Source organism: Derxia gummosa DSM 723, assembly GCF_000482785.1.
Classification (GTDB): Bacteria; Pseudomonadota; Gammaproteobacteria; order Burkholderiales; family Burkholderiaceae_E; genus Derxia; species Derxia gummosa.
Genome location: NZ_AXWS01000008.1, coordinates 515,884 through 536,435 on the forward strand (window position 1 = coordinate 515,884; position 20,552 = coordinate 536,435).

The 20,552-nt window shown below is 71.6% G+C and carries 20 protein-coding genes; 17 read left to right on the forward strand and 3 right to left on the reverse strand.

The features are described from left to right. The first annotated feature begins 109 nt into the window (after nt 1-109). The 8 genes from H566_RS0108590 (at nt 110) to H566_RS28200 (ending at nt 6,827) form a co-directional block, all read left to right on the forward strand. Nucleotides 110-727, forward strand: a complete 618-nt coding sequence (locus tag H566_RS0108590; RefSeq protein ID WP_028311120.1) for a flavoprotein — start codon at nt 110-112, stop codon at nt 725-727. Then, nucleotides 706-2,250 carry a DUF6513 domain-containing protein gene (locus H566_RS23870; protein ID WP_245591311.1) on the forward strand — a complete coding sequence of 515 codons (1,545 nt, stop codon included), beginning with the start codon at nt 706-708 and terminating at the stop codon, nt 2,248-2,250. Before H566_RS0108590 ends, H566_RS23870 begins: the two co-directional genes overlap by 22 nt. Beyond that, nucleotides 2,251-2,889: a DUF447 domain-containing protein gene (locus tag H566_RS23875; RefSeq protein ID WP_051378378.1), complete on the forward strand. Its 639-nt coding sequence runs from the start codon at nt 2,251-2,253 to the stop codon at nt 2,887-2,889. 8 nt (nt 2,890-2,897) lie between these two features. Beyond that, nucleotides 2,898-3,689 (forward strand): (5-formylfuran-3-yl)methyl phosphate synthase, encoded by a 792-nt coding sequence (locus tag H566_RS0108605; RefSeq protein WP_425387927.1) that lies wholly within the window; start codon nt 2,898-2,900, stop codon nt 3,687-3,689. Nucleotides 3,690-4,013: 324 nt separating this feature from the next. Continuing rightward, nucleotides 4,014-4,898 (forward strand): glycine betaine ABC transporter substrate-binding protein, encoded by an 885-nt coding sequence (locus H566_RS0108610; RefSeq protein ID WP_028311122.1) that lies wholly within the window; start codon nt 4,014-4,016, stop codon nt 4,896-4,898. Between the two features lie 27 nt (nt 4,899-4,925). Continuing rightward, nucleotides 4,926-5,897 carry a porin gene (locus H566_RS0108615; protein ID WP_245591312.1) on the forward strand — a complete coding sequence of 324 codons (972 nt, stop codon included), beginning with the start codon at nt 4,926-4,928 and terminating at the stop codon, nt 5,895-5,897. A gap of 158 nt (nt 5,898-6,055) precedes the next feature. Next, entirely contained in the window at nt 6,056-6,574 is a 519-nt protein-coding gene (locus H566_RS0108620) for a hypothetical protein (protein ID WP_028311124.1), read from the forward strand. After that, nucleotides 6,567-6,827: a hypothetical protein gene (locus H566_RS28200; protein WP_028311125.1), complete on the forward strand. Its 261-nt coding sequence runs from the start codon at nt 6,567-6,569 to the stop codon at nt 6,825-6,827. Before H566_RS0108620 ends, H566_RS28200 begins: the two co-directional genes overlap by 8 nt. Here H566_RS28200 and H566_RS27375 read toward each other — a convergent pair. From H566_RS27375 to H566_RS23885, 3 genes are read right to left on the reverse strand one after another with little or no spacing between them, the layout of a single operon-like run. Further along, complete coding sequence (locus H566_RS27375) at nt 6,715-7,497, reverse strand: amino acid kinase family protein (RefSeq protein ID WP_051378379.1); 783 nt, start codon at nt 7,495-7,497, stop codon at nt 6,715-6,717. The two genes, H566_RS28200 and H566_RS27375, sit on opposite strands and share 113 nt — an antisense overlap. Beyond that, nucleotides 7,494-8,753, reverse strand: coding sequence for a hydantoinase/oxoprolinase family protein (locus H566_RS0108635; RefSeq protein WP_342668687.1), 1,260 nt, complete (start codon nt 8,751-8,753; stop codon nt 7,494-7,496). Before H566_RS0108635 ends, H566_RS27375 begins: the two co-directional genes overlap by 4 nt. Next, nucleotides 8,750-9,799: an ATP-grasp domain-containing protein gene (locus H566_RS23885; RefSeq protein ID WP_051378382.1), complete on the reverse strand. Its 1,050-nt coding sequence runs from the start codon at nt 9,797-9,799 to the stop codon at nt 8,750-8,752. Before H566_RS23885 ends, H566_RS0108635 begins: the two co-directional genes overlap by 4 nt. Here H566_RS23885 and H566_RS0108645 point away from each other — a divergent pair, their 5' ends adjacent. The 9 genes from H566_RS0108645 (at nt 9,800) to H566_RS23900 (ending at nt 20,551) form a co-directional block, all read left to right on the forward strand. Next, nucleotides 9,800-10,489 carry a HisA/HisF-related TIM barrel protein gene (locus H566_RS0108645; RefSeq protein WP_028311127.1) on the forward strand — a complete coding sequence of 230 codons (690 nt, stop codon included), beginning with the start codon at nt 9,800-9,802 and terminating at the stop codon, nt 10,487-10,489. Nucleotides 10,490-10,772: 283 nt separating this feature from the next. Next, nucleotides 10,773-12,302 carry a molybdopterin-binding domain-containing protein gene (locus H566_RS23895; protein ID WP_034410998.1) on the forward strand — a complete coding sequence of 510 codons (1,530 nt, stop codon included), beginning with the start codon at nt 10,773-10,775 and terminating at the stop codon, nt 12,300-12,302. Then, nucleotides 12,299-14,005 (forward strand): formylmethanofuran dehydrogenase subunit A, encoded by a 1,707-nt coding sequence (locus H566_RS0108655; protein WP_028311128.1) that lies wholly within the window; start codon nt 12,299-12,301, stop codon nt 14,003-14,005. Before H566_RS23895 ends, H566_RS0108655 begins: the two co-directional genes overlap by 4 nt. Continuing rightward, nucleotides 14,002-14,931: a formylmethanofuran--tetrahydromethanopterin N-formyltransferase gene (fhcD, locus tag H566_RS0108660; RefSeq protein WP_028311129.1), complete on the forward strand. Its 930-nt coding sequence runs from the start codon at nt 14,002-14,004 to the stop codon at nt 14,929-14,931. The genes H566_RS0108655 and fhcD overlap by 4 nt, the downstream gene beginning before the upstream one ends. After that, nucleotides 14,928-15,743 (forward strand): formylmethanofuran dehydrogenase subunit C, encoded by an 816-nt coding sequence (locus H566_RS0108665; RefSeq protein ID WP_028311130.1) that lies wholly within the window; start codon nt 14,928-14,930, stop codon nt 15,741-15,743. Before fhcD ends, H566_RS0108665 begins: the two co-directional genes overlap by 4 nt. Nucleotides 15,744-15,943: 200 nt before the next feature. Beyond that, complete coding sequence (gene fae, locus H566_RS0108670) at nt 15,944-16,474, forward strand: formaldehyde-activating enzyme (RefSeq protein ID WP_028311131.1); 531 nt, start codon at nt 15,944-15,946, stop codon at nt 16,472-16,474. 22 nt (nt 16,475-16,496) lie between these two features. Further along, nucleotides 16,497-18,437 (forward strand): aminodeoxychorismate synthase component I, encoded by a 1,941-nt coding sequence (gene pabB / locus H566_RS0108675; protein ID WP_028311132.1) that lies wholly within the window; start codon nt 16,497-16,499, stop codon nt 18,435-18,437. 26 nt (nt 18,438-18,463) lie between these two features. Beyond that, on the forward strand, nt 18,464-19,498 hold the full coding sequence (locus H566_RS0108680) for an AAA family ATPase (RefSeq protein WP_051378384.1): 1,035 nt from the start codon (nt 18,464-18,466) through the stop codon (nt 19,496-19,498). Nucleotides 19,499-19,654: 156 nt separating this feature from the next. Continuing rightward, nucleotides 19,655-20,551: a DUF58 domain-containing protein gene (locus H566_RS23900; RefSeq protein ID WP_051378386.1), complete on the forward strand. Its 897-nt coding sequence runs from the start codon at nt 19,655-19,657 to the stop codon at nt 20,549-20,551. The last annotated feature ends 1 nt before the right edge of the window (nt 20,552 follow it).

Here is a 20,552-nt window from a genome sequence, read left to right on the forward strand (position 1 = left end):
GCTCGCAGGCCGCCGGCAAGTCGCCGGCGCAGCAGAACCCGGGGGCCGATCACGGCGCCGGCACCCCGGGCGCAAACCCTTTCAACCTCCACCGAGGCCGCCGTCCATCGTGCAGTTCGATCCCGATTTCACCGAAGAATGCCCGTCGCCCGTCGGCGCGGGCGGCTCCGAGGGCCGCATCGCCTGGTGCATCACCGGCAGCGGCCATTACCTCAACGAATCGCTCGCGCTCTGCGAACGCCTGCCCAACGTCGATGTGTACGTGTCGTCGGCCGGCGAGGAAGTGCTGGCGATGTACGGCCTGCCGATCGATCAGCTGAAGAAGCGCGGCCTGCGCATCTTTCGCGACAAGACGGCCAGCGCCGTGCCGGTCGGCCTGCTGTACGAGCGCGTGTACAGCACCTGCGTGATCGCGCCCGCCACCGGCAACACCGTGGCCAAGTGCGCGCTCGGCATCGCCGATACCCTGCCCACCAACCTGTTCGCCCAGGCCGGCAAGCGCGCGGTGCCGAGCATCGTCTTCGCCTGCGATACCGAGCCGTCGGTCGTCACCAAGAGCCCGACCGAATGGTTCGAGGTGCGCCCGCGCGCGATCGACCTCGCCCACGTCGAGGCGCTGCGGCGCTTCGAATACACGACGGTCGTCGGCACGGTGGATGAACTCGAAGCGGCGCTCGCGGCGCGGCTCGCACAGCTCGGCCTCGCATGGACCACCTCGTCTTCCTGACCGGCCGGCTGGCCGAGCCGGCGCTGCGCCGTGTGCTGGCGTCGATGCAGCCGCCGAGCTTCACCTGGGAAGTGCGCGAGATCGGCATGCAGGTCGCCGCACTCATGACGGCCGACATGATCCGCCGCCGCGTGCCCGCGCCCGTGGCGGCCAGCCGCATCATCGTGCCGGGCCGCTGCCGGGGCGATCTGGATGCGCTCGCCGTGCATTACGGCATCCCGGTCGAGCGCGGACCCGAAGACCTCAAGGACATCCCGCAGCACTTCAAGCACGCCGCCCAGGCCACCGACCTGAGCCGCTACCGCACGCGCATCTTTGCCGAGATCGTCGATGCGCCCCGGCTCGACGTGGCCGGCATCGTCGAACGCGCGCGGCGGCATGCGCGCGACGGCGCCGACGTGATCGACCTCGGCTGCCTGCCGTCCACCGACTTCCCGCATCTGGAAGACGCGGTGCGCGCGCTCAAGGCCGAGGGGCTGACGGTGAGCGTCGATTCGCTCGATCCGCAGGAGCTGCTGCGCGGCGGCCGCGCGGGCGCCGACTACCTGCTCAGCCTCAATATCGACACGCTGTGGGTGGCCGACGAGGTCGCGGCCACGCCCATCCTCATCCCGCGCGAGCCGAGCGACACCGCCTCGCTGCACGCGGCGATCGACGCGCTGCGCGCGAAGGGCCGCGACTTCATCGCCGACCCGATCCTCGATCCGATTCCCTTCGGCTTCACGCGCTCGGTCGTGCGCTACCAGGCGCTGCGCGATGCCTACCCCGACGTGAAGATCATGATGGGCGTCGGCAACGTGACCGAGCTGACCGAGGCCGACACCAGCGGCATCAACGCCGTGCTGTTCGGCATGTGCGCCGAGCTGGAGATCGACGCCGTGCTCACCACGCAGGTAAGCGGCCATGCGCGCCGCGCCATCAGGGAGGCCGACGTGGCGCGCCGCATGATGTTCGCGGCCTGGAGCCAGAGCCGGCTGCCCAAGGGCATCAGCGACGAGCTGCTCACCACGCATGCGAAGCGGCCGTTTCCGGACACGCCGGCCGAGATCACCGTCACCGCGCAGTCGGTGCGCGACCCCAACTTCCGCGTGCAGGTGGCCGAGGACGGCGTGCACGTCTACAACCGCGACGGCCATCGAACCGCGCCCGACGCCTTCGCGCACTGGCCCGGCCTCGGGCTGGAGGGCGACGGCTCGCATGCGTTCTACATGGGCGTCGAGCTGGCGCGCGCCGAGATCGCCTTCCAGCTCGGCAAGCGCTATGTGCAGGACCAGCCGTTGCGCTGGGGCTGCGCCGTCGAGCGCGAGGCGGAAAGCCTCGACGCCTGGTGCGCGCCCGGCACGACCATGAAGACCGGCGCCGCGCGCGCCGAGGCGCTGGCCGCGCGTGCCGAGGCCGTGAGCGCCGCCGCCAGTGTCGCGGCCGCGCCGGCTGACAGCGGCTTGGCCGCCGCGCCCGGCAGACCCGCGCCGGGCCACGCCCCGGCCGCCGACCGCGCCGCCCCGAATCCGCAGGAAAACTGAATGCCGCAGATCTACGAGACCGTCATCACCACCGTCGATGCCGACGGGCTGCCGCATGTCGCGCCGATGGGCGCGCGCTTCGAGGGCGACGAGGTGCTGATCGCGCCGTTCCGGCCCTCGATCACGCTCGACAACATCCTCGCCACGCGGGTCGCGGTGCTCAACGTGGTGACCGACGTGCGCGTGTTTGCCGGCTGCGTCACCGGCCGCAAGACCTGGCCGACGCTGCCGGCCGAGGAGGTGGCAGGCGTGCGGCTGGAGGCGGCCATCTCGCACGTCGAACTCGGGCTCGCCGACATCCATGGCGACGAGTCGCGCCCGCTGCTGGCTCTGCGCCGCGTGTTCGAGGCCACGCATGCCGATTTCGTGGGCTACAACCGGGCGCAGGCGGCTGTCATCGAGGGGGCGGTGCTCGTGAGCCGGCTGCACCTGCTGCCGTCCGAGAAGATCGACGCCGAGCTGGCCTACCTCCAGATCGCGATCGATCGCACCGCCGGCCCGAACGAGATCGAGGCTTGGCAATGGCTGCTGGACGCGGTCGCAGCCTTCCGCATCGCGTCGGGTGAGCGTGCGCGGCCGGCGGACGCTGCCGCCGCGACTCCCGTGATTTCCGCATCCTCCTCCGGGGCTGTGCGATGAGGATGCTCGTGAGCGTGCGTGACCTTGCCGAGGCTCGCGTGGCAGCGGCGGCCGGGGTCGATTTCGTCGATTGCAAGGAGCCGGCACATGGCGCGCTGGGTGGGCTCGCGCCCGCGACCATCGCCGCCATCGTCGCCGAGCTGCGCGGGCTGGCCGCTCCGGCCGCCGTGCGGCCGTCTCCCGCCGGATCGGGCGCCGTGGGCCGCGTCGGCGCGGGATCAGCCCCCGGTGACTCGGCCGCAGCCGCGCCGCGCGCACTCGTCAGCGCGACCATCGGCGACTGGCCGGCCGACGCGCTCGATTCCGCGCTGGCCCGCGCCCGCGAGGTGGCCGCCGCCGGCGTCGATTACGTCAAGGTCGGGCTCTGGCCCGGCGCGGCCCGGACGCGCTGGCTCGACGCCTTCGCGCGCGAGCCTTACGCGGTCGTGCCGGTGTTCATCGCCGACGCCGGCCTGGACCTGTCGCTCGCGGCGCGGGCGGCGGCGCTGCGTTTTCCGGCCGTCATGGCCGACACCGACGCCAAGCGCGGCGGCAGCCTGATCGACCGTGTCGGCACCGAGGCGCTCGCCGCCTTCGTGGCCGCCGTGCATGGCGCCGGGCCGGTGCTCGTCGGTCTGGCCGGCGCGCTGCGAGCCGCCGAGCTGCCTCGGCTCGCCTCGCTCGGCGCGGATTTCGCGGGCTTCCGCAGCGCGGTCTGCGCCGGTGATCGCGCCGGGAAGCTCGATCCGGGCAGGCTCGCCACGCTCGTCGCGGCGATGCGTGTCGTGGGCAGCGCCGGCACGGTCGCGCTCGCCGGCTGAAGGCCCGGTCACCCGGCAAGCGGTGCGGATCAGGCGGCGGCACGGCTCCGCATGCCGACAAATGTGGCCGATTTGCCGCGCGATTCCGTCAATTCCGCTCCGCCATTCCGCAAACGACGGCGGTAATTGCGCTTTCCGGCAATTCGCCATCGCGATTGCGACAACGAATGTCGGCATTCAGCAAGCGGTAAGCACCGGCTTCGGGTCGGTTCGGGCACTGTCGCCACGAGACAGGTTCGTGTCGCAATTCGGCAAAGTGACGCGTTTCTGTAACCCAGAATGACGTCGCGTCACCTTCCGTCACATTCAACCAGACCGGGAAACATGAAGACCCTTTCGCGTTTCAAGCGTCGCGCGATTTGCGCCGCCTTGCTTGCAGTGCCCGCATTCATCGGCAATTCGGCCCATGCCGAAACCAAGAGCATCAAGATCGGCTGGACCGCCTGGTCCGATGCCGAAGCGATTACCAATATCGCCAAGCTCGTGCTTGAGCAGAAACTCGGCTACAAGGTCGAATTGGTGATGACCGATGTCGCGCTGCAATACCAGGGCGTGGCCAAGGGCCAGCTCGATGCGATGCTGATGGCCTGGCTGCCCAACACGCACAAGAGCTACATGGACAAGTTCGGTCCGGATCTGGTCGACATGGGCGCGCTGTATGAAAACGCCAAGCTCGGCTGGATCGTTCCCGATTACGTCCCTGCGGAAGTGAAGTCGATTTCCGACCTGTCCAAGCCCGAATACGCGAGCAAGTTCAGCGGCAAGGTGCAGGGCATCGACCAGGGCGCCGGCATCACGCGCCTGTCGGCCCAGACGCTCAAGGACTACGGTCTCGAAGGCCAGTACAAGCTCGTCACCGCCTCCGACGCCGCGATGGTGCTGGCGATCGACAAGGCCACGCGCAAGGGCGACTGGATCATCGCCACGGCCTGGAATCCGCACTGGCTGTTCTCCAAATACAAGATGCGTTATCTCGAAGATCCCAAGAAATCGCTTGGCGGTGCCGAATCGATTCATGCGCTGGCGCGCAAGGGTCTCGATCATGACGAGCCGAAGGCCGCGGCTTTCATTCGCAATCTGAAGATCTCGATTCCCGATCTGGAAACGATCATGCTCAAGGCGAAGGATTCGTCCTATTCCGCCGAAGCGCAGAAGTACATCGATAGCCATCCGCAGCTGGTCGAAAGTTGGCTCAAGGATTCGCGCTAAGCCTTTTCCCTTTCCAGAAGAAACAACATGACGCTGATGAAGAATGCCCTGGTCGGGGCAGGGGCCGCGCTTTGCCTCGTGATTGCCAATCAGGCAAATGCGCAATCGACCGTGACGGTTTACGGCTATATCGATCTGGGCATGGTCAAGACCAATTCGGGCGGCTGGAAGGTCGATCGCGGCTACAACAACTGGCTCGGTTTCAAGGGCAGTGAGGATCTGGGCGACGGCCTGTCGACCATCTTCAACCTGCAAACCCGCTTCAATCCCGACACCGGCACCTCGGAGCGCTCGACCACGCTGTGGCAGGGCGAAACCACGGTCGGCTTCAAGAGCACAAAGGCCGGCACGCTGCGCCTCGGTCGCGCGCTGACGCCGCTGTGGCAGCAGATCTGGAAGTTCGAGCCGTGGTGGAACTCGGGCTTCAACGGCTCGATGGCCGCCTTCCAGACCGGCAGCTACACGAGCGACGGCGTGCAGGACGTGGCGCTCGGCTATGCCAACTTCAGCCGCTTCAGCAACGCCGTGTACTACGACTCGCCGACGGTCGGCGGCTTCAGCGGTCATGTGGCCGGCGAGGCCGAGCGCCGCGACGGCAGCAAGGAGCGCGGCGCGAGCGGCACGCTCCAGTACGGCATCGGCGGCTTTGCCAGCATGCTGTCCTGGGAGCGCAACTCGGCCGGCGACAACATCCGCGTGGGCGCGGCCTCGTACGACTTCGGCGCGACCAAGCTCATGGGCTCGTATGCCGACGTGAACCTCCAGGCCGTCGGCAAGGAGCGCGCGTGGGTGCTGGCGGCGACGCAATCGCTCGGCGGCGCCAACACGCTGCGCGCCGGTTTCGGCCGCAACAACCGCACCGACGACCACAAGGCCAGCCTCGGCGTGATGCACGACCTGTCGAAGCGCACCACCATCTACTCGGACGTGTGGCGCACCTACACGACCGGCGCCGACACCATCACCGGCTTCGCCCTGGGCATCACCCACAGCTTCTGATCTGTAGGACATCGGTTAGAGCCGCGCTTCCACACTGCCTGCCATCGACCGGGACATTCCGGCCGGCGGCGGGCAGGAGACAGCGCATCCACTCCGGCCACGCCGCGCGGCGACAGCGATCTCGACCCGGTTCTCCCACTTTCAACGGAGTCTCGGAAATGAAGATCGAATGCCTCGTTCGCGGTGAGATCGAATTCAACGTGCACGCCGCCACCCTGCTGGCAGCCATGGCCGATGTGCAGAAGTTCATCGGCCGCATGAAGGGCGTGCGCAGCGTGCTGCATGTGGGCACGCAACTGTTCCATCTCGACTTCGCGCCGCGCGAAGTGCTCGGCATCGACTACCAGCCCGAATGCATCCTGCGCTTCGATCTCTCGCGTCCCGGCCATGTCGCCTGGACCACGATCGACGGCAACCTGCGTTTCGACGGCGATGTGCGCGTGCGTCCCACGGCCTCGGGCTGCGCGGTGGGCTTCCTGGCGCGCGAGATCACCGATCTGCCGCTGGTACCGGTGCTGGTCACCGGCGCCGAGGCGATCGGCCGCGTCGATCTCAACCAGCGCATGCGCGAGCTGATCGCCACGCTCGACCTGCGCGACCGCCCGCCGGTGGCGATGCCGCAGGCTCGTCCGGCGCGGCGCGGCATGCTCGGTTTCCTGCGGGCCGGCCATGCCTGAAATCCTCGACGACACCGAACGCAAGCTGCTGCGCGACTTCATGCGTCCCGGGGCGCGCGGCCATCTGCGCGGCGCGGTGGCGGTTGCCTTCATCGCGCTGCTGGCGCTGTTCTGGCTGCGCCCCGACGAGTGGGTGCTGATCAGCTGCGCGGGCCTGTCGGGGCTGCTGATCGGGATGTCGGCGGAAGGGCGTCATCTGCGCCGGTTGCGGCTGGTGATCGCCAAGCTGGCGTTGCTGGGGGCCGTGCGCTGACAGCGCTGGCCGGCGAGGGCGGCACGCCGGCCAGCGCCAGTTCGGGACGTTCGGCCGGCCATACGGCCAGCGCCACGCCGGCGTCGGCCACGAAGGCGGGCAGCGCCACATCCGCCACTCCGTCATGCGCGAGCCGGCGCGCGAAGGCCGGCGCCAGGCCGGGCGCTTCGGCCACCGCCGGGCGGCGGGCGTCATCGCCGATCGCCCCGACGCCATGCTTGACGAGCACCAGCCGGTCGGCATGCAGCTCGCCCGCGATCCACGCGGCGAGGCTGTCCGAGCTAACTTCCCAGCGCGTGAGCCGGTCGGGCACGGTGCGCAGCGCATCGCGGCCACCCCAGACCGGCAGCCGGCCGGCGGCCCAGGCGGCGCGGACGGCGGCGATGTCGCCGGCCAGCGCCAGCCCGGCGCCGAGGGCCACCATCAGCCGCGCGGTCTGTTCCATCGCCAGCACGGCCATGTTGTGGGCCGCCAGGTCATCGAAGCGCCATTGCGCCTGGGCATCGCGCACCGCGTCGGCAAAGCCGCCGCCGCCGGGCACGACCAGCCATTGCCGATGTCTGTCGGCGGCGGCGCGGCGCGCGAGTGCGGCGAGCCAGTCGCGCAGCGTCGATGCATGCGCGTCGCGGCACAGGCTGCCGCCGAGCTTGATGACGGTGATCGCGCTCATTCCCGCGCCGGTGCGAGCAGCGCCACCGCGACGCTGGGCGCGCAGACCCTGGCCCAGCGCGCGCGCTTGTCGCCGGGGGCGAGGAGCTGGCGCTCCAGCCGCGCGACGCGCTCGAAGCCCATCACCGGACGGCCGAAGGCATGCGCCAGTCCCTCGGCCAGGAAGGCACCGCAGCCGGCCGCGACGATCGGCGCCGCGGCCGGCAGGTCGGCCGCCTTGAGCACGCGCGCGAGGTTGAGGCGCAGCTCGTCGACGAAGGCGCGGCGCCATTCGCGCGCGAAGCCGAGCCAGGCGTCCTCGCTCGCGTCGCGCGCGTCGAGGCCGATCATGCGGGCGAGCCGCGCATGCGTGGCCTCGGGCGTGCGCGCGCCGTTGTCGGCGGGTGCGTGCTGGTCATGTTCGGCGTCGAGCTCGCCGGTCAGGCGGAACACGTCGGCGGTGGTGGCGAAGAACTCGTTCATCACGTTGAGTTCGCGGCCGCCGAACTCGATGCGCCGCGCCAGCGCGCACAGCGGCGTGCGCACCACGCCCAGGTAGACCAGCTCACCGCTGGCGAGCCGCGAGACATCGTCGCGTCCGGCATCGCGCGCGCCGGCAAGGGAGGCGGGCGGGCGGCCGAGCGACTGCGGCTTGCCGTCGCGGATGGCGATGAGATCGGTGGTGGTCGAGCCGATGTCGAGCAGCAGTGCGTCGCGCAGGTTGCGCGCCACGAGTTCGGCGCTGGCGAGCCAGTTGGCCGAGGCGATCGCATGCCAGTGCTCGGCGGCGGCGGCGGGCGCGATCCAGCGGCCCGGTCCCGCATAGAGCGCGACGACGTTGCCGAGCGCGCGCCGCATCAGCTCGGCGATGCCCGCCACGCCGGCCTCGCGGTGCGGGAAGTTGTCCGCCATCTCGCCGGTCATGGTCACGGCATGACGGGCATGGCGCGCGGCCGGCCAGCGCTCCAGCGTGGCGGCGATGGCGCGTTCGAGATGCTCCAGCCCCTGCCAGAGCGGGCAGGGCCATTGCACGACATCGAGCAGCCGGCCGTCACGCGCGAGCGCGGCCTTGACATGGGCACCGCCGATATCCCAGCCGACCACGCTTTCGCCGTCGTCGAGCATGTGCAGCGGCAGGGTGGCGGTAACGGTGTCGACGGCGCGCGGCGCGAGGCTGGCGGGATGCGGCTGCGACGGCGCCTCGGCGTGCGGCGCGACCGGTCGCTTGCGGATCGGATCGGGCGCGGTGGGCGCGCTGTCGCGCAGGACTTCGGTCATGGCTGGGTTCCGGCGAATTCGAGTTCGTCCTCGGCCTGACCGGCGCGGTCGGCGAGGGGCGCGCGGCGGCGCGCGTGGGCGAGCAGGATGGCCCCGGCGAGGTTGCGCCGCAGTACCCGCGACATCCCGCCATAGGCACAGGTCACGCGCGGGTTCACCTCGATCAGCACCGGCTCGCCCGAGGGCGTGAGCACCGCATCGATGCCGACGAAGCCGAACAGCCCCGGCAGTGCACCGGCCACGCGCGCCGCGAGCCGGGCGCAGGCCGCGTGCGCCGGCGTGCCGGCCTCGATCGCGTCGATCTCGACCCGCTCGAAATCGAGCCGGCCGTCGGCGTCGATGCCGATGTGCTGGCGATTGACCGCCAGCAGTTCGACGCCGGCCTCGGTCACGAGCAGCGACAGGCTGATCGGCTCGCCCGTGACCCAGGCCTCGAGCGTGGCGGGCGCGGTGCGCGCGGCGAGGTTGGCCTGGGCGGCGGCCAGGTTGTCGAACACGCGGGTGTCGAGCGCGCCCGCGCCATCGTTGGGCTTGACGATCCAGCGGCCGGCGGCGGCGAGGCCGGACGGCAGCGGCTCGCCGGCCAGCATGCCGACGGTGGCCGCGATGCCGCGCGTGTTCAGCTCGCGCGCGAGCCGGCGCTTGTCGCTCACGCGGCGGATGACGGCGGGCGCGCAGCCGGTCCAGGCCGCTTCGCCCACGGCCTCGGCCAGTTCGGCCAGCACGCCGCCGGTCTCGGGCGCGACCAGCAGCGTCGCGTCATGCAGCCGCGACTGGCGCGCGACGAACTCGGCAGCCGATTCGCCGGCGCGCGGCGCGACGTGGCTCGCGCCGGGCAGCGGTCGGTCGACATGACCCGGACCGGGCCGCGCGCGCGTGGCGATGCTCAGTTCGATGCCGCCCAGGCTGGCAACATCGGCCGCGAGCGCATCGCGCATCCACAGACCGAGCGGGATCAGCGCATCCAGCTCGCCCGGGTCGGCGAGGGCGTCGCAGCCGCCGCCGCTCACGAATTCATAGACGAACACCCGTTTGCAGAAGGCCATATGGAACTCATCCCTGTCGTCGATTTGATGGGAGGCGCGGTCGTGCGCGGTGTGCGCGGCGACCGTGCGCGCTATCGGCCGATCGAATCGGCGCTGTGCGGCGGCAGCGATCCGGCCACCGTCGCGTGCAAGCTCGTTTCGCATTGCGCCGCCGCAACACTCTACGTGGCCGACCTCGACGCGATCATGCGGAGTTCACCCCACTGGACCGCGCTGGAGGCGCTGCTCGCGGCGCTGCCGCCGACGGTGACGCTCTGGCTCGATGCCGGCTTCGGCTCGGCCGATGCCGCCGTTGCGATGCGGCACAGACTCGGGCCGCGCGTGCTGCCGGTGTTCGGCACCGAATCGCTCGCCAGCCGCGCCGCCGCCGCCGACTGCCTCGCGCTGCCCGGCGCCGTGCTCTCGCTCGACAGCCGCCACGGCCGCCCCGTCGATCCGGCCGGCCTGCATGACGCGCCCGGGCTCTGGCCCGCGCGCGTCATCGCGATGACGCTCGACCAGGTCGGCGCCGACGCCGGCCCCGATCTCGCGGCCATCGCCCGCCTGCGGGCCACGAAGCAGGGGCTGTGCCCGTATGGCGCGGGCGGCATCCGCGATGGCGCCGATCTCGACGCGGCGCGCGCGGCCGGCGCGGCCGGCTGGCTGGTCGCGTCGGCGCTGCACGACGGGCGGATCGCGGCGCGGGGATGAGGGCGGCGGGGCAAGTGGGCAGGATGGGGGCGCCCGGCGGCATCGGCCCGGTCGCCGTCCGTCCGCCGTCCGCCGCCGGAATGCGCCGATGGCCGTCGGCCGACGCGGCCGTCGTAATGGCCCGCCACCCGCGTCCGCCCCGTGACACTCTGCCCCGCACGGAACGCACTGTGTCGCCGCGAGCGCGACGGAGGGCGGCGCCACGCCTCCGGCGCGGGGCCGACCCGCATCCGTCTCAGGGTTCCCGAGCAATGGCATATGCCTTGCGTTTTGCCCCCTCGCCATGACCGACACCACGCCTGCCACTCCTCCCGATCGCGCCGCGCGCGACTGGACCTGCCCGTTCTGCTCGCTGCTCTGCGACGGCCTCACGCTCGCGCCCGCCCATGACGGCGCGAGCTGGTCGCTCGGCGGCAGCGACTGCCCGCGCGCCCTCGCCGCGCTGCAGCACGCCTCTCCGGCTGCAATCGCTTGCAGCGCGCTTGTCGACGGGCGGCCCGTCAGCCTCGACGAGGCCATCGCCGCCGCCGCCGAGAGGCTGTCGCGCTGGACATTGCCGCTCTACGGCGGCCTCGCCACCGACGTGGCCGGCGCCCGCGCCCTCTACCGCCTCATGAACCGCACCGGCGGCGTGGCCGACCACGCCAACGGCGACGCGCTCGCCACCGGCCTGCGCGCGATGCAGGACCGCGGCGCCTTCTACACGACGCTGGCAGAAATCAAGGCACACGCCGACCTCATCGTCTGCCTCGGCAGCCGGCCCGACGATCACTATCCCGAGTTCTTCCGCCGCTGCGGCGTGGGCGAGCCGGGCGCCTTCGTCGAGTCGCGCGAGGTGATCGGCGTGGCCTGGCCGGCGGACACCACCGCGTCGCCGGCCGCCGACGCCACCGATGCCACCGGCGGCCCGCCCGCCGACGACACGGTCGCCCCGGCCACCGCCGACGCGCCCGCCGCCGGCGGCACGCAGCAGATCGCGGCGCGCGGCGTCTCGTTCAACGCGATCCTGCCCGGCGCCGACGTGCATGCCACCGCCGCCACGCTCGCCGCGCTGTGCGCCGGCCGTCGCCTGTCGCGCCCGGCCGATCCGGCGCTCGAAGCGCTGGCCGGGCGCATGAAGGCCGCGCGCTATGTCGCGCTCGTGTGGGAACCGGGCAGCGTCGCGCGCCACGGTTCGCTCGTTGCCGAGGCCGTCCTGCAATGCGTGGCCGCGCTCAACGCCAAGGGCAGGGCGGCCGCGTTCGCGCTCGGCGGCAGCGAGGGCGGCTACACCGTGCAGCAGGCCTTCACCTGGATGTCGGGCCTGCCGCTGCGCACCGCGCTGCGCGCCGGCCGCTTCGACCACGATCCGCTGCGCCACGCCGGCAAGCGCCTGCTGGCCGACAGGGCGGTGGACGGGCTGTTCTGGGTCTCGTCCTTCGGCCCCGCGCCCGCGCTGCCGAAGCCCGGCGGCGACGCGCCCGCCGTGATCGACACCCGCATGACCGAGCCGCCCGACGACCTCGCCGAGCCGCTGCCGGCGATCGTGCTCGGCCATCCGGCCCAGGGTGCCGCGCTCGAAGGGCGGGCGGGCGTCGTGTTCATCCCGGTCGGCACGCCGGGCATCGACGGCGCCGGCCATCTGTTCCGCACCGAGGGCAGCGTGCTGATCCCGCTCGTGCCGGCCCGCGACGGCGGCCTGCCGGGCGTGGCCGAGATCGTCGCCCGCATCGCGGCCGCGCTGCCGGCGCGCGCGGGCGCCGCGCAGGCCGCGAGCGCCGACGGCGCCACCGCGACCACCAGCAACATCAATCCCACCGGAGCCACCGCATGAGCACCCTGCGCATCAAGGGCGGCCGGCTCTACGACCCGGCCAACAACATCGACGGCGAGGTCCGCGACATCTACGTGCGCGACGGCCGCATCGTCGCGGCCGATCCCGACGCCCGCGTCACCCGCGAGATCGACGCCACCGGCCTCATCGTCATGGCCGGCGGCATCGACATGCACACCCACATCGGCGGCGGCAAGGTCAACCTCGCCCGCATGCTGCTGCCCGAAGACCATCGCGGCGGCTTCGACGCCCGCCACGACAAGGCGCTGGAGCGGATCGGCGCCACCGACCCCGACATCGCCGAGGTGCTCGCGAGCTGCGGCACCTGCACGCCGGGCACGCTCGCCACCGGCTACCGCTATGTCGAGATGGGCTACACCAGCGCCTTCGAGCCGGCGATGGCCGCGCACAACGCGCGCCATGCCCACATGGAGATGGGCGACGTGCCCATCCTCGACCACGGCGCCTACGTGATGCTCGGCAACGACGACGTGTTCCTGAGCATGCTGGCCGAGGGCGAGGAGTTCGCGCGCATCCGCGACTACGTGGGCTGGAGCATCCACGCGCACAAGGCGATGGGCGTGAAGGTGGTGAACCCGGGCGGCATCTCGGCCTTCAAGTTCAACCAGCGCAAGCTCGATGTAGACGAGGAGCATGCGCATTACCGCGTCACGCCGCGCAGCGTCGTGCAAACGCTTGCGCGCGCCATCCACGAACTGGGTGTGCCGCATCCGCTGCACATCCACGGCAGCAACCTCGGCGTGCCCGGCAACATCGAGAGCACGCTCGCCACCATCGACGCGCTCGGCGGCCTGCCGGCCCACCTCACGCACATCCAGTTCCACAGCTACACCAAGGACGGGCCGAAGAAGTTCGGCTCCGGCGTGGCGCAGCTGGTGGAGATGCTGCGCAAGCATCCCAACGTGTCGATCGACGTGGGCCAGATCCTGTTCGGCCAGACCGTCACCGCCTCGGGCGACACGATGCGGCAGTTCGCCAACTCGGGCGTCGCGCATCCGCGCAAGTGGGTCGGCGCCGACCTGGAGTGCGACGCGGGCTGCGGCGTGGTGCCCTTTAAGTACCGCGAGCAGAGCTTCGTCAACGCGCTGCAATGGGCGATCGGGCTGGAGATCTTCCTCACGATGGACGACCCCTGGCGCGTCGTGCTCACCACCGACCATCCCAACGGCGGCCCGTTCACGAGCTATCCGCACCTGATCCGCCTGCTGATGGACAAGCCCTTCCGCGACGAGCAGATGGGCCGGCTCAACGCCGACGCCGTCGCGCTCATGCAGCTCGGCGGGCTGAAGCGCGAGTTCACGCTCTACGACATCGCCGTCATGACGCGCGCCGGCCCCGCGAAGCTGCTCGGCCTCGCCGACCGCGGCCAGCTCGGCATCGGCGCCGCCGCCGACATCGCCATCTACCGCGAGGGCGCGAACGCCGAGGAAACCTTCTCGCGCCCGGCCTTCGTGCTGAAGGACGGCGTGGTCGTGGCGCAGGACGGCCGCATCACCGCCGCGCCCACGGGCGGCGTGCATTTCGCCGAGCCGGAGTTCGATGCCGGCATCGAGAACTATCTGGGCAAGTACACGCGCTTCCGCTCGACCGGCCTGAAGAACGCCGTGATCGGCCGCGACGAGCTGTGCGCCTGCGGCAACGGCGGCAGCCTGCTGCCGCACGCCTGCAAGGTGGCCGCATGACCGACAAGACCATGGACACCAACGGAATCGTCATCGACGACAGCTTTGCCGAAGCCTTCCCGATGCGCGCCACGCGCGTCATCGTCACCGCGCACAACGCCAACTGGGCGCGCATCGCCGGCACCACCATGACCGGCTTCGCCACCAGCGTGATCGCCTGCGGCTGCGAGGCCGGCATCGAGCGCGAGCTGTCGCCCGACGAAACGCCCGACGGCCGGCCCGGCGTGGCGGTGCTCGTGTTCGCGATGTCGAGCAAGGATCTGCTCAAGCAGCTCGGCACCCGCGTCGGCCAGTGCATCCTCACCTGCCCGACCACCGCCATCTATGCCGGCATCGACGGCGGCGACCCGATCGCGCTCGGCAAGAACCTGCGCTTCTTCGGCGACGGCTGGCAGATCAGCAAGATGATCGACGGTCGCCGCTACTGGCGCGTGCCCGTCATGGACGGCGAGTTCGTGGCCGAGGACACGACCGGCATGGTGCGCGGCGTGGGCGGCGGCAACCTGCTGCTGCTGGCGCGCGATACCGAATCGGCGCTCGGCGCGGCCGAGGCGGCCGTGGACGCGATGCGCCGCGTGCCCAATGTGGTCATGCCGTTTCCGGGCGGCGTGGTGCGCTCGGGCTCGAAGGTCGGCAGCAAGTACCCGGCGGCGAGCGCGTCCACCAACGATGCCTTCTGCCCGAGCCTCGCCAACCTCACGAAGCGCACCGACCTCGACCCGGACACGCGCTGCGTGATGGAGGTCGTCATCGACGGCCTCACCGACACCGACGTGGGCAATGCGATGCGCGCCGGCATGCTCGCCGTGATCGAGCGCGGCGCCGGGGCGGGCTGCACTCGCATCTCGGCCGGCAACTACGGCGGCAAGCTCGGTCCCTTCCACTTCCATCTGCGCCGCCTCCTGGGCGAGGAGGCCAAGGCATGAGCACGATCCGATTGCAACTGCGCGCGGCACCCCGCCTGCGCGTGAACCTGGGCGGCGTGCTGCCGTCGGCCGAGCTGACGGTGACAGCGCTTGCAAGCCGGCGCGTGCTGCACGGCCATGAAGCCGTCGCGCTCGGCGACCTGTTCCGCATCGACGAGATCAACGGCAGTGGCGACGCGCCGGCGCTCGTCTTCCAGGGCGAGCTGGCACGCTTCGACCGCATCGGCGCCGGGCTCGCGGCCGGGCGCGTCGCCATCGAGGGCGACGCCGGGGATTACGTCGGATTGCAGATGACGGGCGGGCGCATCGAGCTGGACGGCTCGGCCGGCGACCTGCTCGGCTGCGAGATGGCCGGCGGGCGCATCGACGTCGCGGGCAACGCGGGCGATTACGTGGCCGGCGCGCTGCCCGGCAGCATGGACGGCATGCGCGGCGGCGACATCATCATCGGCGGCAACGCGGGCGAACGCCTCGGCGACCGCATGCGGCGCGGCACGGTCGCGGTCCACGGCGACGCGGGGGCCTTCTGCGGCTCGCGCATGGTCGCGGGCACCATCGCGCTCGCGGGCGCGGTGGGCGAGCATTGCGGCTACGGCCAGCGGCGCGGCAGCCTCGTGTTCGCCGGCCCGGCGCCCGCGATTCCCGACACCTTCGTGCCGGCCGAGTACGACCATCGCGTGATCTGGCAACTGCTCGCGCGCAGCCTCGCGAAGCGCGGCGGGCGCTTCGCCACGCTGCCGCAACGCAAGCCCGCGCGGCATGCGGGCGACGTGGCGGCCGGCGGCAAGGGCGAATGGTGGATTGCCGCGTGAGCGCCGCCCGCGTCGGGCCCACCGCGCGGCGCGCCCGTCATGTGGCGGCGCGCGCCGGCGAGGGCAGGGCGATGTCGCCCGCGCACCGCCCGATGACGCAAGCCGACCGGCGCGCCTCGCCTCGCCTCGGCAGACTCGACTGAACGAACGAAAGCTTTTCAGCGCCCCGTGCGCCCATTCAACCCAAGCGAAACCAGCTCATGAGCAACTACGTTTTCCACGCCGGTGAAGCCACCGTCCTCGCGGCCGAAGGCCAGGCCACCGACGCGATGCCCGAGATCCTGATCGGCCGCACCGACGGCCCGGTCGGCGCGGCGTTCGCGAACATGATGGCCCAGACCAAGGGCCACACCGCGATGTTCGCCATCCGTGCCTGCAACCAGCTCGTCCGTCCGGCGACGATCATGGTTCCGAAGGTCACGCTGCGCGACATGACCAACATCGAGCTGTTCGGCGGCGTGGTGCAGTCGGCCACCGCCGACGCCATCGTCGATTGCGTGGCCGAGGGCATCATCCCCAAGGACGAGGTCAACAACCTCTGCATCATCGCCCTCATGTGGATCGACCCGCGCTGCGCCACCGACCCCAATCTCGACAAGAAGGACATGTACCGCACCAACTACGAGGCGACCAAGCTGGCCATCAAGCGCGCGCTCAACAACGAGCCGAGCATCGACGAGCTGATCGCCAACCGTCACACCATCAAGCACGACATGGACGACTGGAGCTGACCGCTCCGGCGAGGGAGGCGCGATGAACATCTTTGCCCTGCTCGACGATGCGCGAGCCACGGCCGACGACCCCACCAGCCGGCTCTACACCGGCTACGTGCGCGAGCACCGCTGCACCGATCCGGCCACGCTCGACGCCACCTGGGCGGCGGTCGCGGCCGATCAGCGCGACGGCCTGCATTCGGTGCTGCTGGCCGATTACGAGTGGGGCGCCAGGCTGCTCGGCGCGGGCACGCAGTACCTCGCGCCCGATGACGCGAGCAGCCTGCGCGTGCTGATGTTCGAGCGCCTCGAACACCTCGCCAAGCCCGAGGTCGATGCCTGGCTCGCCGCCGCCGAACAGCGCGCCGAGCCGGTACCGGCCGGCATCCTCGAACCGCGCGCCAGCGTGAACGAGGCCGAATTCACCGCCGCGATCGACCGCATCCACGCGGCCATCCGCGCCGGCGAGACCTACCAGGTCAACTACACCTACCGCATCGACTTCCAGGCCTTCGGCTCGCCGGTGGCGCTGTACCGCCGCCTGCGCGCGCGCCAGCCGGTGGCCTTCGGCGCCTTCATCGGCCTGCCGCCGGGCGAGGCGACGACGCACATCCTGTCGCTGTCGCCCGAGCTGTTCGTGCGCAAGACCGGCGACCGGCTGACGGCGCGGCCCATGAAGGGCACGGCTGCGCGCCTGGTGGTGCCCGAGGCCGACAGCGAGGCCGCGCGCCTGCTGGCCGAGGACGTGAAGAACCGCGCCGAGAACCTGATGATCGTGGACCTGCTGCGCAACGACATCGGCCGCATCGCGCAGACCGGCAGCGTCAAGGTGCCGGCGCTGTTCAGCATCGAGCCCTACAGCACGGTGTTCCAGATGACGTCCACCATCGAGGCGCGGCTGCGCGACGAGGTGGGCATGCCCGAACTGCTGCGCGCGCTGTTCCCCTGCGGCTCGATCACCGGCGCGCCCAAGCACCACACGATGGGCCTGATCGCCGAGTTCGAGAGCACGCGGCGCGGCCTCTACACCGGCGCGATCGGCTGGGTCGACGCGGCGGGGCCGGGCGCGAAGGTGGGCGACTTCTGCCTGTCGGTCGCGATCCGCACGCTCACGCTCGGCGCGGCGCGCGCGGGGCTGCGGCCGGGGCGCATCGGCGTGGGCGCCGGCATCGTGATGGACAGCGTCGCGCGCGACGAATGGGACGAATGCGCGCTCAAGGGCAGCTTCCTTACCGCGCTCGACAGCGGCCTTGGCCTGATCGAGACCATGGCCGCGACGCCCGCCGGCGTGATGTGGCTCGACCGCCATCTCGCGCGGCTCGCCAGGAGCGCCGCCGAGCTGGGCTTCGCCTGCGACCTCGAAGCCGTGCGCTTCGCCATCGACGCGAAGCTGCGCGAGGAATTCAGCAAGCCCGCGCTCGACGACGACGACCTCGACGACGGCGTGCCGCTGCCCGGCGCCAAGCGCCGCCTGCGGCTGGAACTGAGCCGCGACGGCCGCATCGCGCTGACCTGCGCGCCGCTGGCCGATCTGCCCGAAGGCCGGCCGGTGCGCGTGCTGCTCGCCGCCGACCCGATCGACCGGGCCGACCTCTTCCTGCGCCACAAGACCACGCTGCGCGGCCGCTATGACCGCGCGATCCGCCGCGCCGAGGTCGAAGATGCCTTCGACATGCTGTTTTTCGACGGCGAAGGCTTCCTGACGGAAGGCGCGCGCAGCAACGTGTTCGTCTGTCTCGACGGGCACTGGGTCACGCCGCCGCTCGACGGTGGCGTGCTGCCGGGCGTGATGCGCTCGGTGCTCATGGACGACCCGGGCCTCGCGGCCGTCGAGCGTCGCATCCACCGCGACGAGCTGGGCCGCGCGACGGCCATCCTCGTCTGCAACGCGCTGCGCGGCGCGCTGCCGGCGGTCATCGCGCAATGCGCGGCCACGAAGGACGAGGCGATACCCACATGGCAGGCGACACGGTTGCATTGAACGCGGCGGGCGAGGGCGCCCGGCGCATGGCTTCGGTGCCGCCCGTCGGCGCCACCGACCTGCCCGGCTGGCGCGAGCGCGCGCTGGCGCTCGAAGCCGCCGTGCGCGAGGCCGTCATCGGCCAGGACGCGGCCATCCGGCTGCTCACGATCGCGCTGTTCGCGCGCGGCCATGTGCTGCTCGAAGGCGACGTGGGCGTGGGCAAGACGACGCTGCTGCGCGCCTTCGCGCGCTGCCTCGGCGGGCCGTTCGGGCGCATCGAGGGCACGGTCGATCTGATGCCGAACGACCTCGTCTATCACGCCTACATCGACGCCGACGGCCAGCCGCGCATCGAGCCGGGGCCGCTGCTGGTGCATGGCGACGACCTCGCGATCTTCTTCTTCAACGAGATCAACCGCGCGCGGCCCCAGGTGCATTCGCTGCTGCTGCGCGTGATGGCCGAGCGCAGCGTGTCGGCATTCAACCGCGAGCACCGCTTTCCGCATCTGACCGTGTTCGCCGACCGCAACAAGGTCGAGAAGGAAGAGACCTTCGAGCTGCCGTCGGCCGCGCGCGACCGCTTCATGTTCGAGGTGGGTGTGACGATGCCGACCGACCCCGCGCTGCGCCGCCGTCTCATGACCGACCCGCGCTACCACGACACCGACGCGCTCATCGACGCGCTGCCCTCGGGCATCGTCGATCACGCGCGGCTCAACGACGTGGCTGGCGCGATCCAGCGCGAGGTGCGCGTGAGCGACGCGCTGGCCGATTACGCGCTGCGCCTGTGGGACGCCACGCACGCGCCCGGCGCGCTCGGCATCGAGCTGGAGCGCGTGGACATGAGCCGGCTCATCCTCGCCGGCGCCAGCCCGCGCGGCATGAGCATGCTGCTCAAGGCGGCGCGCGTCGCGGCCTGGCTCGACGGGCGCGATTACGTCGTGCCCGAAGACATCCGCGGCCTGCTCGCCGAAGCGATCGCGCATCGCGTGTTCTTCACGCCGGTGTACCAGCCGCGCGCGGCGGAGCTGTCGCGCGCGCTGATCGGCGAAATCCTGCGGCGCGTGCCGGCACCCTGAGCGCGCCGGCCGGCCCATCCCGATCGCCCGCCAGAGGCGACATCCGCGCCGCGCGCCTCCTCCCGCGCCACGCACCGAGCACACACCGCGCGACGGCCGCCGCAGATGCGCCGCGCGCACCGGGGCTTCCGCGCCCCGAACCGGAGGAGACCCGGCTTGGAAGAATTCGACTACCGCATCCGCTGGCGCTCGGCCGAGGTACTGCCGGGCGCGCATCGCGGCCTGCGCGATGGGCCGGGCAGCGAGTTCCACGGCCATGTGGGCCTGCTCGGCGCGCCCGATCCACGCCGGCTCGACCTGCGCGCCAGCTTGGCAATGCCGGGCGGCGGCTGGCTGTTCCGGCGCACGCGGCAGACCAGCGGCATCGGCGTGGTGCTGCTCGCGGATGTGTCGGCGTCGATGGGCGCGGGCGCTGCGGGCGCCGTGAAGGGTGCGGCGGGCGGTGGTCATGGCATCAGCCCCGACGCTGGCGCCGGGCGCATGGCGCTGCTCGCCCGGCTTGCGCGGCTCACCGGCCATTCGGCGCGGCACGCGGGCGACAGTTTCGGCCTCGTCGCGGCCGACACCGCGATCCGCGATGACCTCTGGCTCGCGCCGAGCCGCGCGCCCGGCGCGATCGCCGAGATCGCCGACCGGCTCGACGGCTTCGTGCCGACCGGTCACGGCCACGCGGGTCTGATCGACGCCGCCGACACTCTCGCCGGCCGGCGCCGGCTCGTGTTCGTCGCCTCCGATTTCTGCTGGCCGATCGATGATGTGGAACGGCTGCTGACAGCGCTTGCACCGCATCAGGTGCAGCCGATCGTGCTCGGCGACGCGGCCGCCGAGGCCGTGCCCGACTGGCGCGGTCTGGTCGAGATTGACGACGCCGAGGGTGGCGCGGCGCGCGCCGCCTGGCTGCGCCCGTCCCAGCGCGCGCGCTGGCAGGCCGCGTTGGCCGACTGGCGCGTCGGCCTCGCCGCGAGCTTCGCGGCCCACGGACTCACGCCGCTGCATGCCGACGCCAGCCTCGCTGCGGAAGACATCACGCAATGGCTCGCGGAGGGCGGCTGAC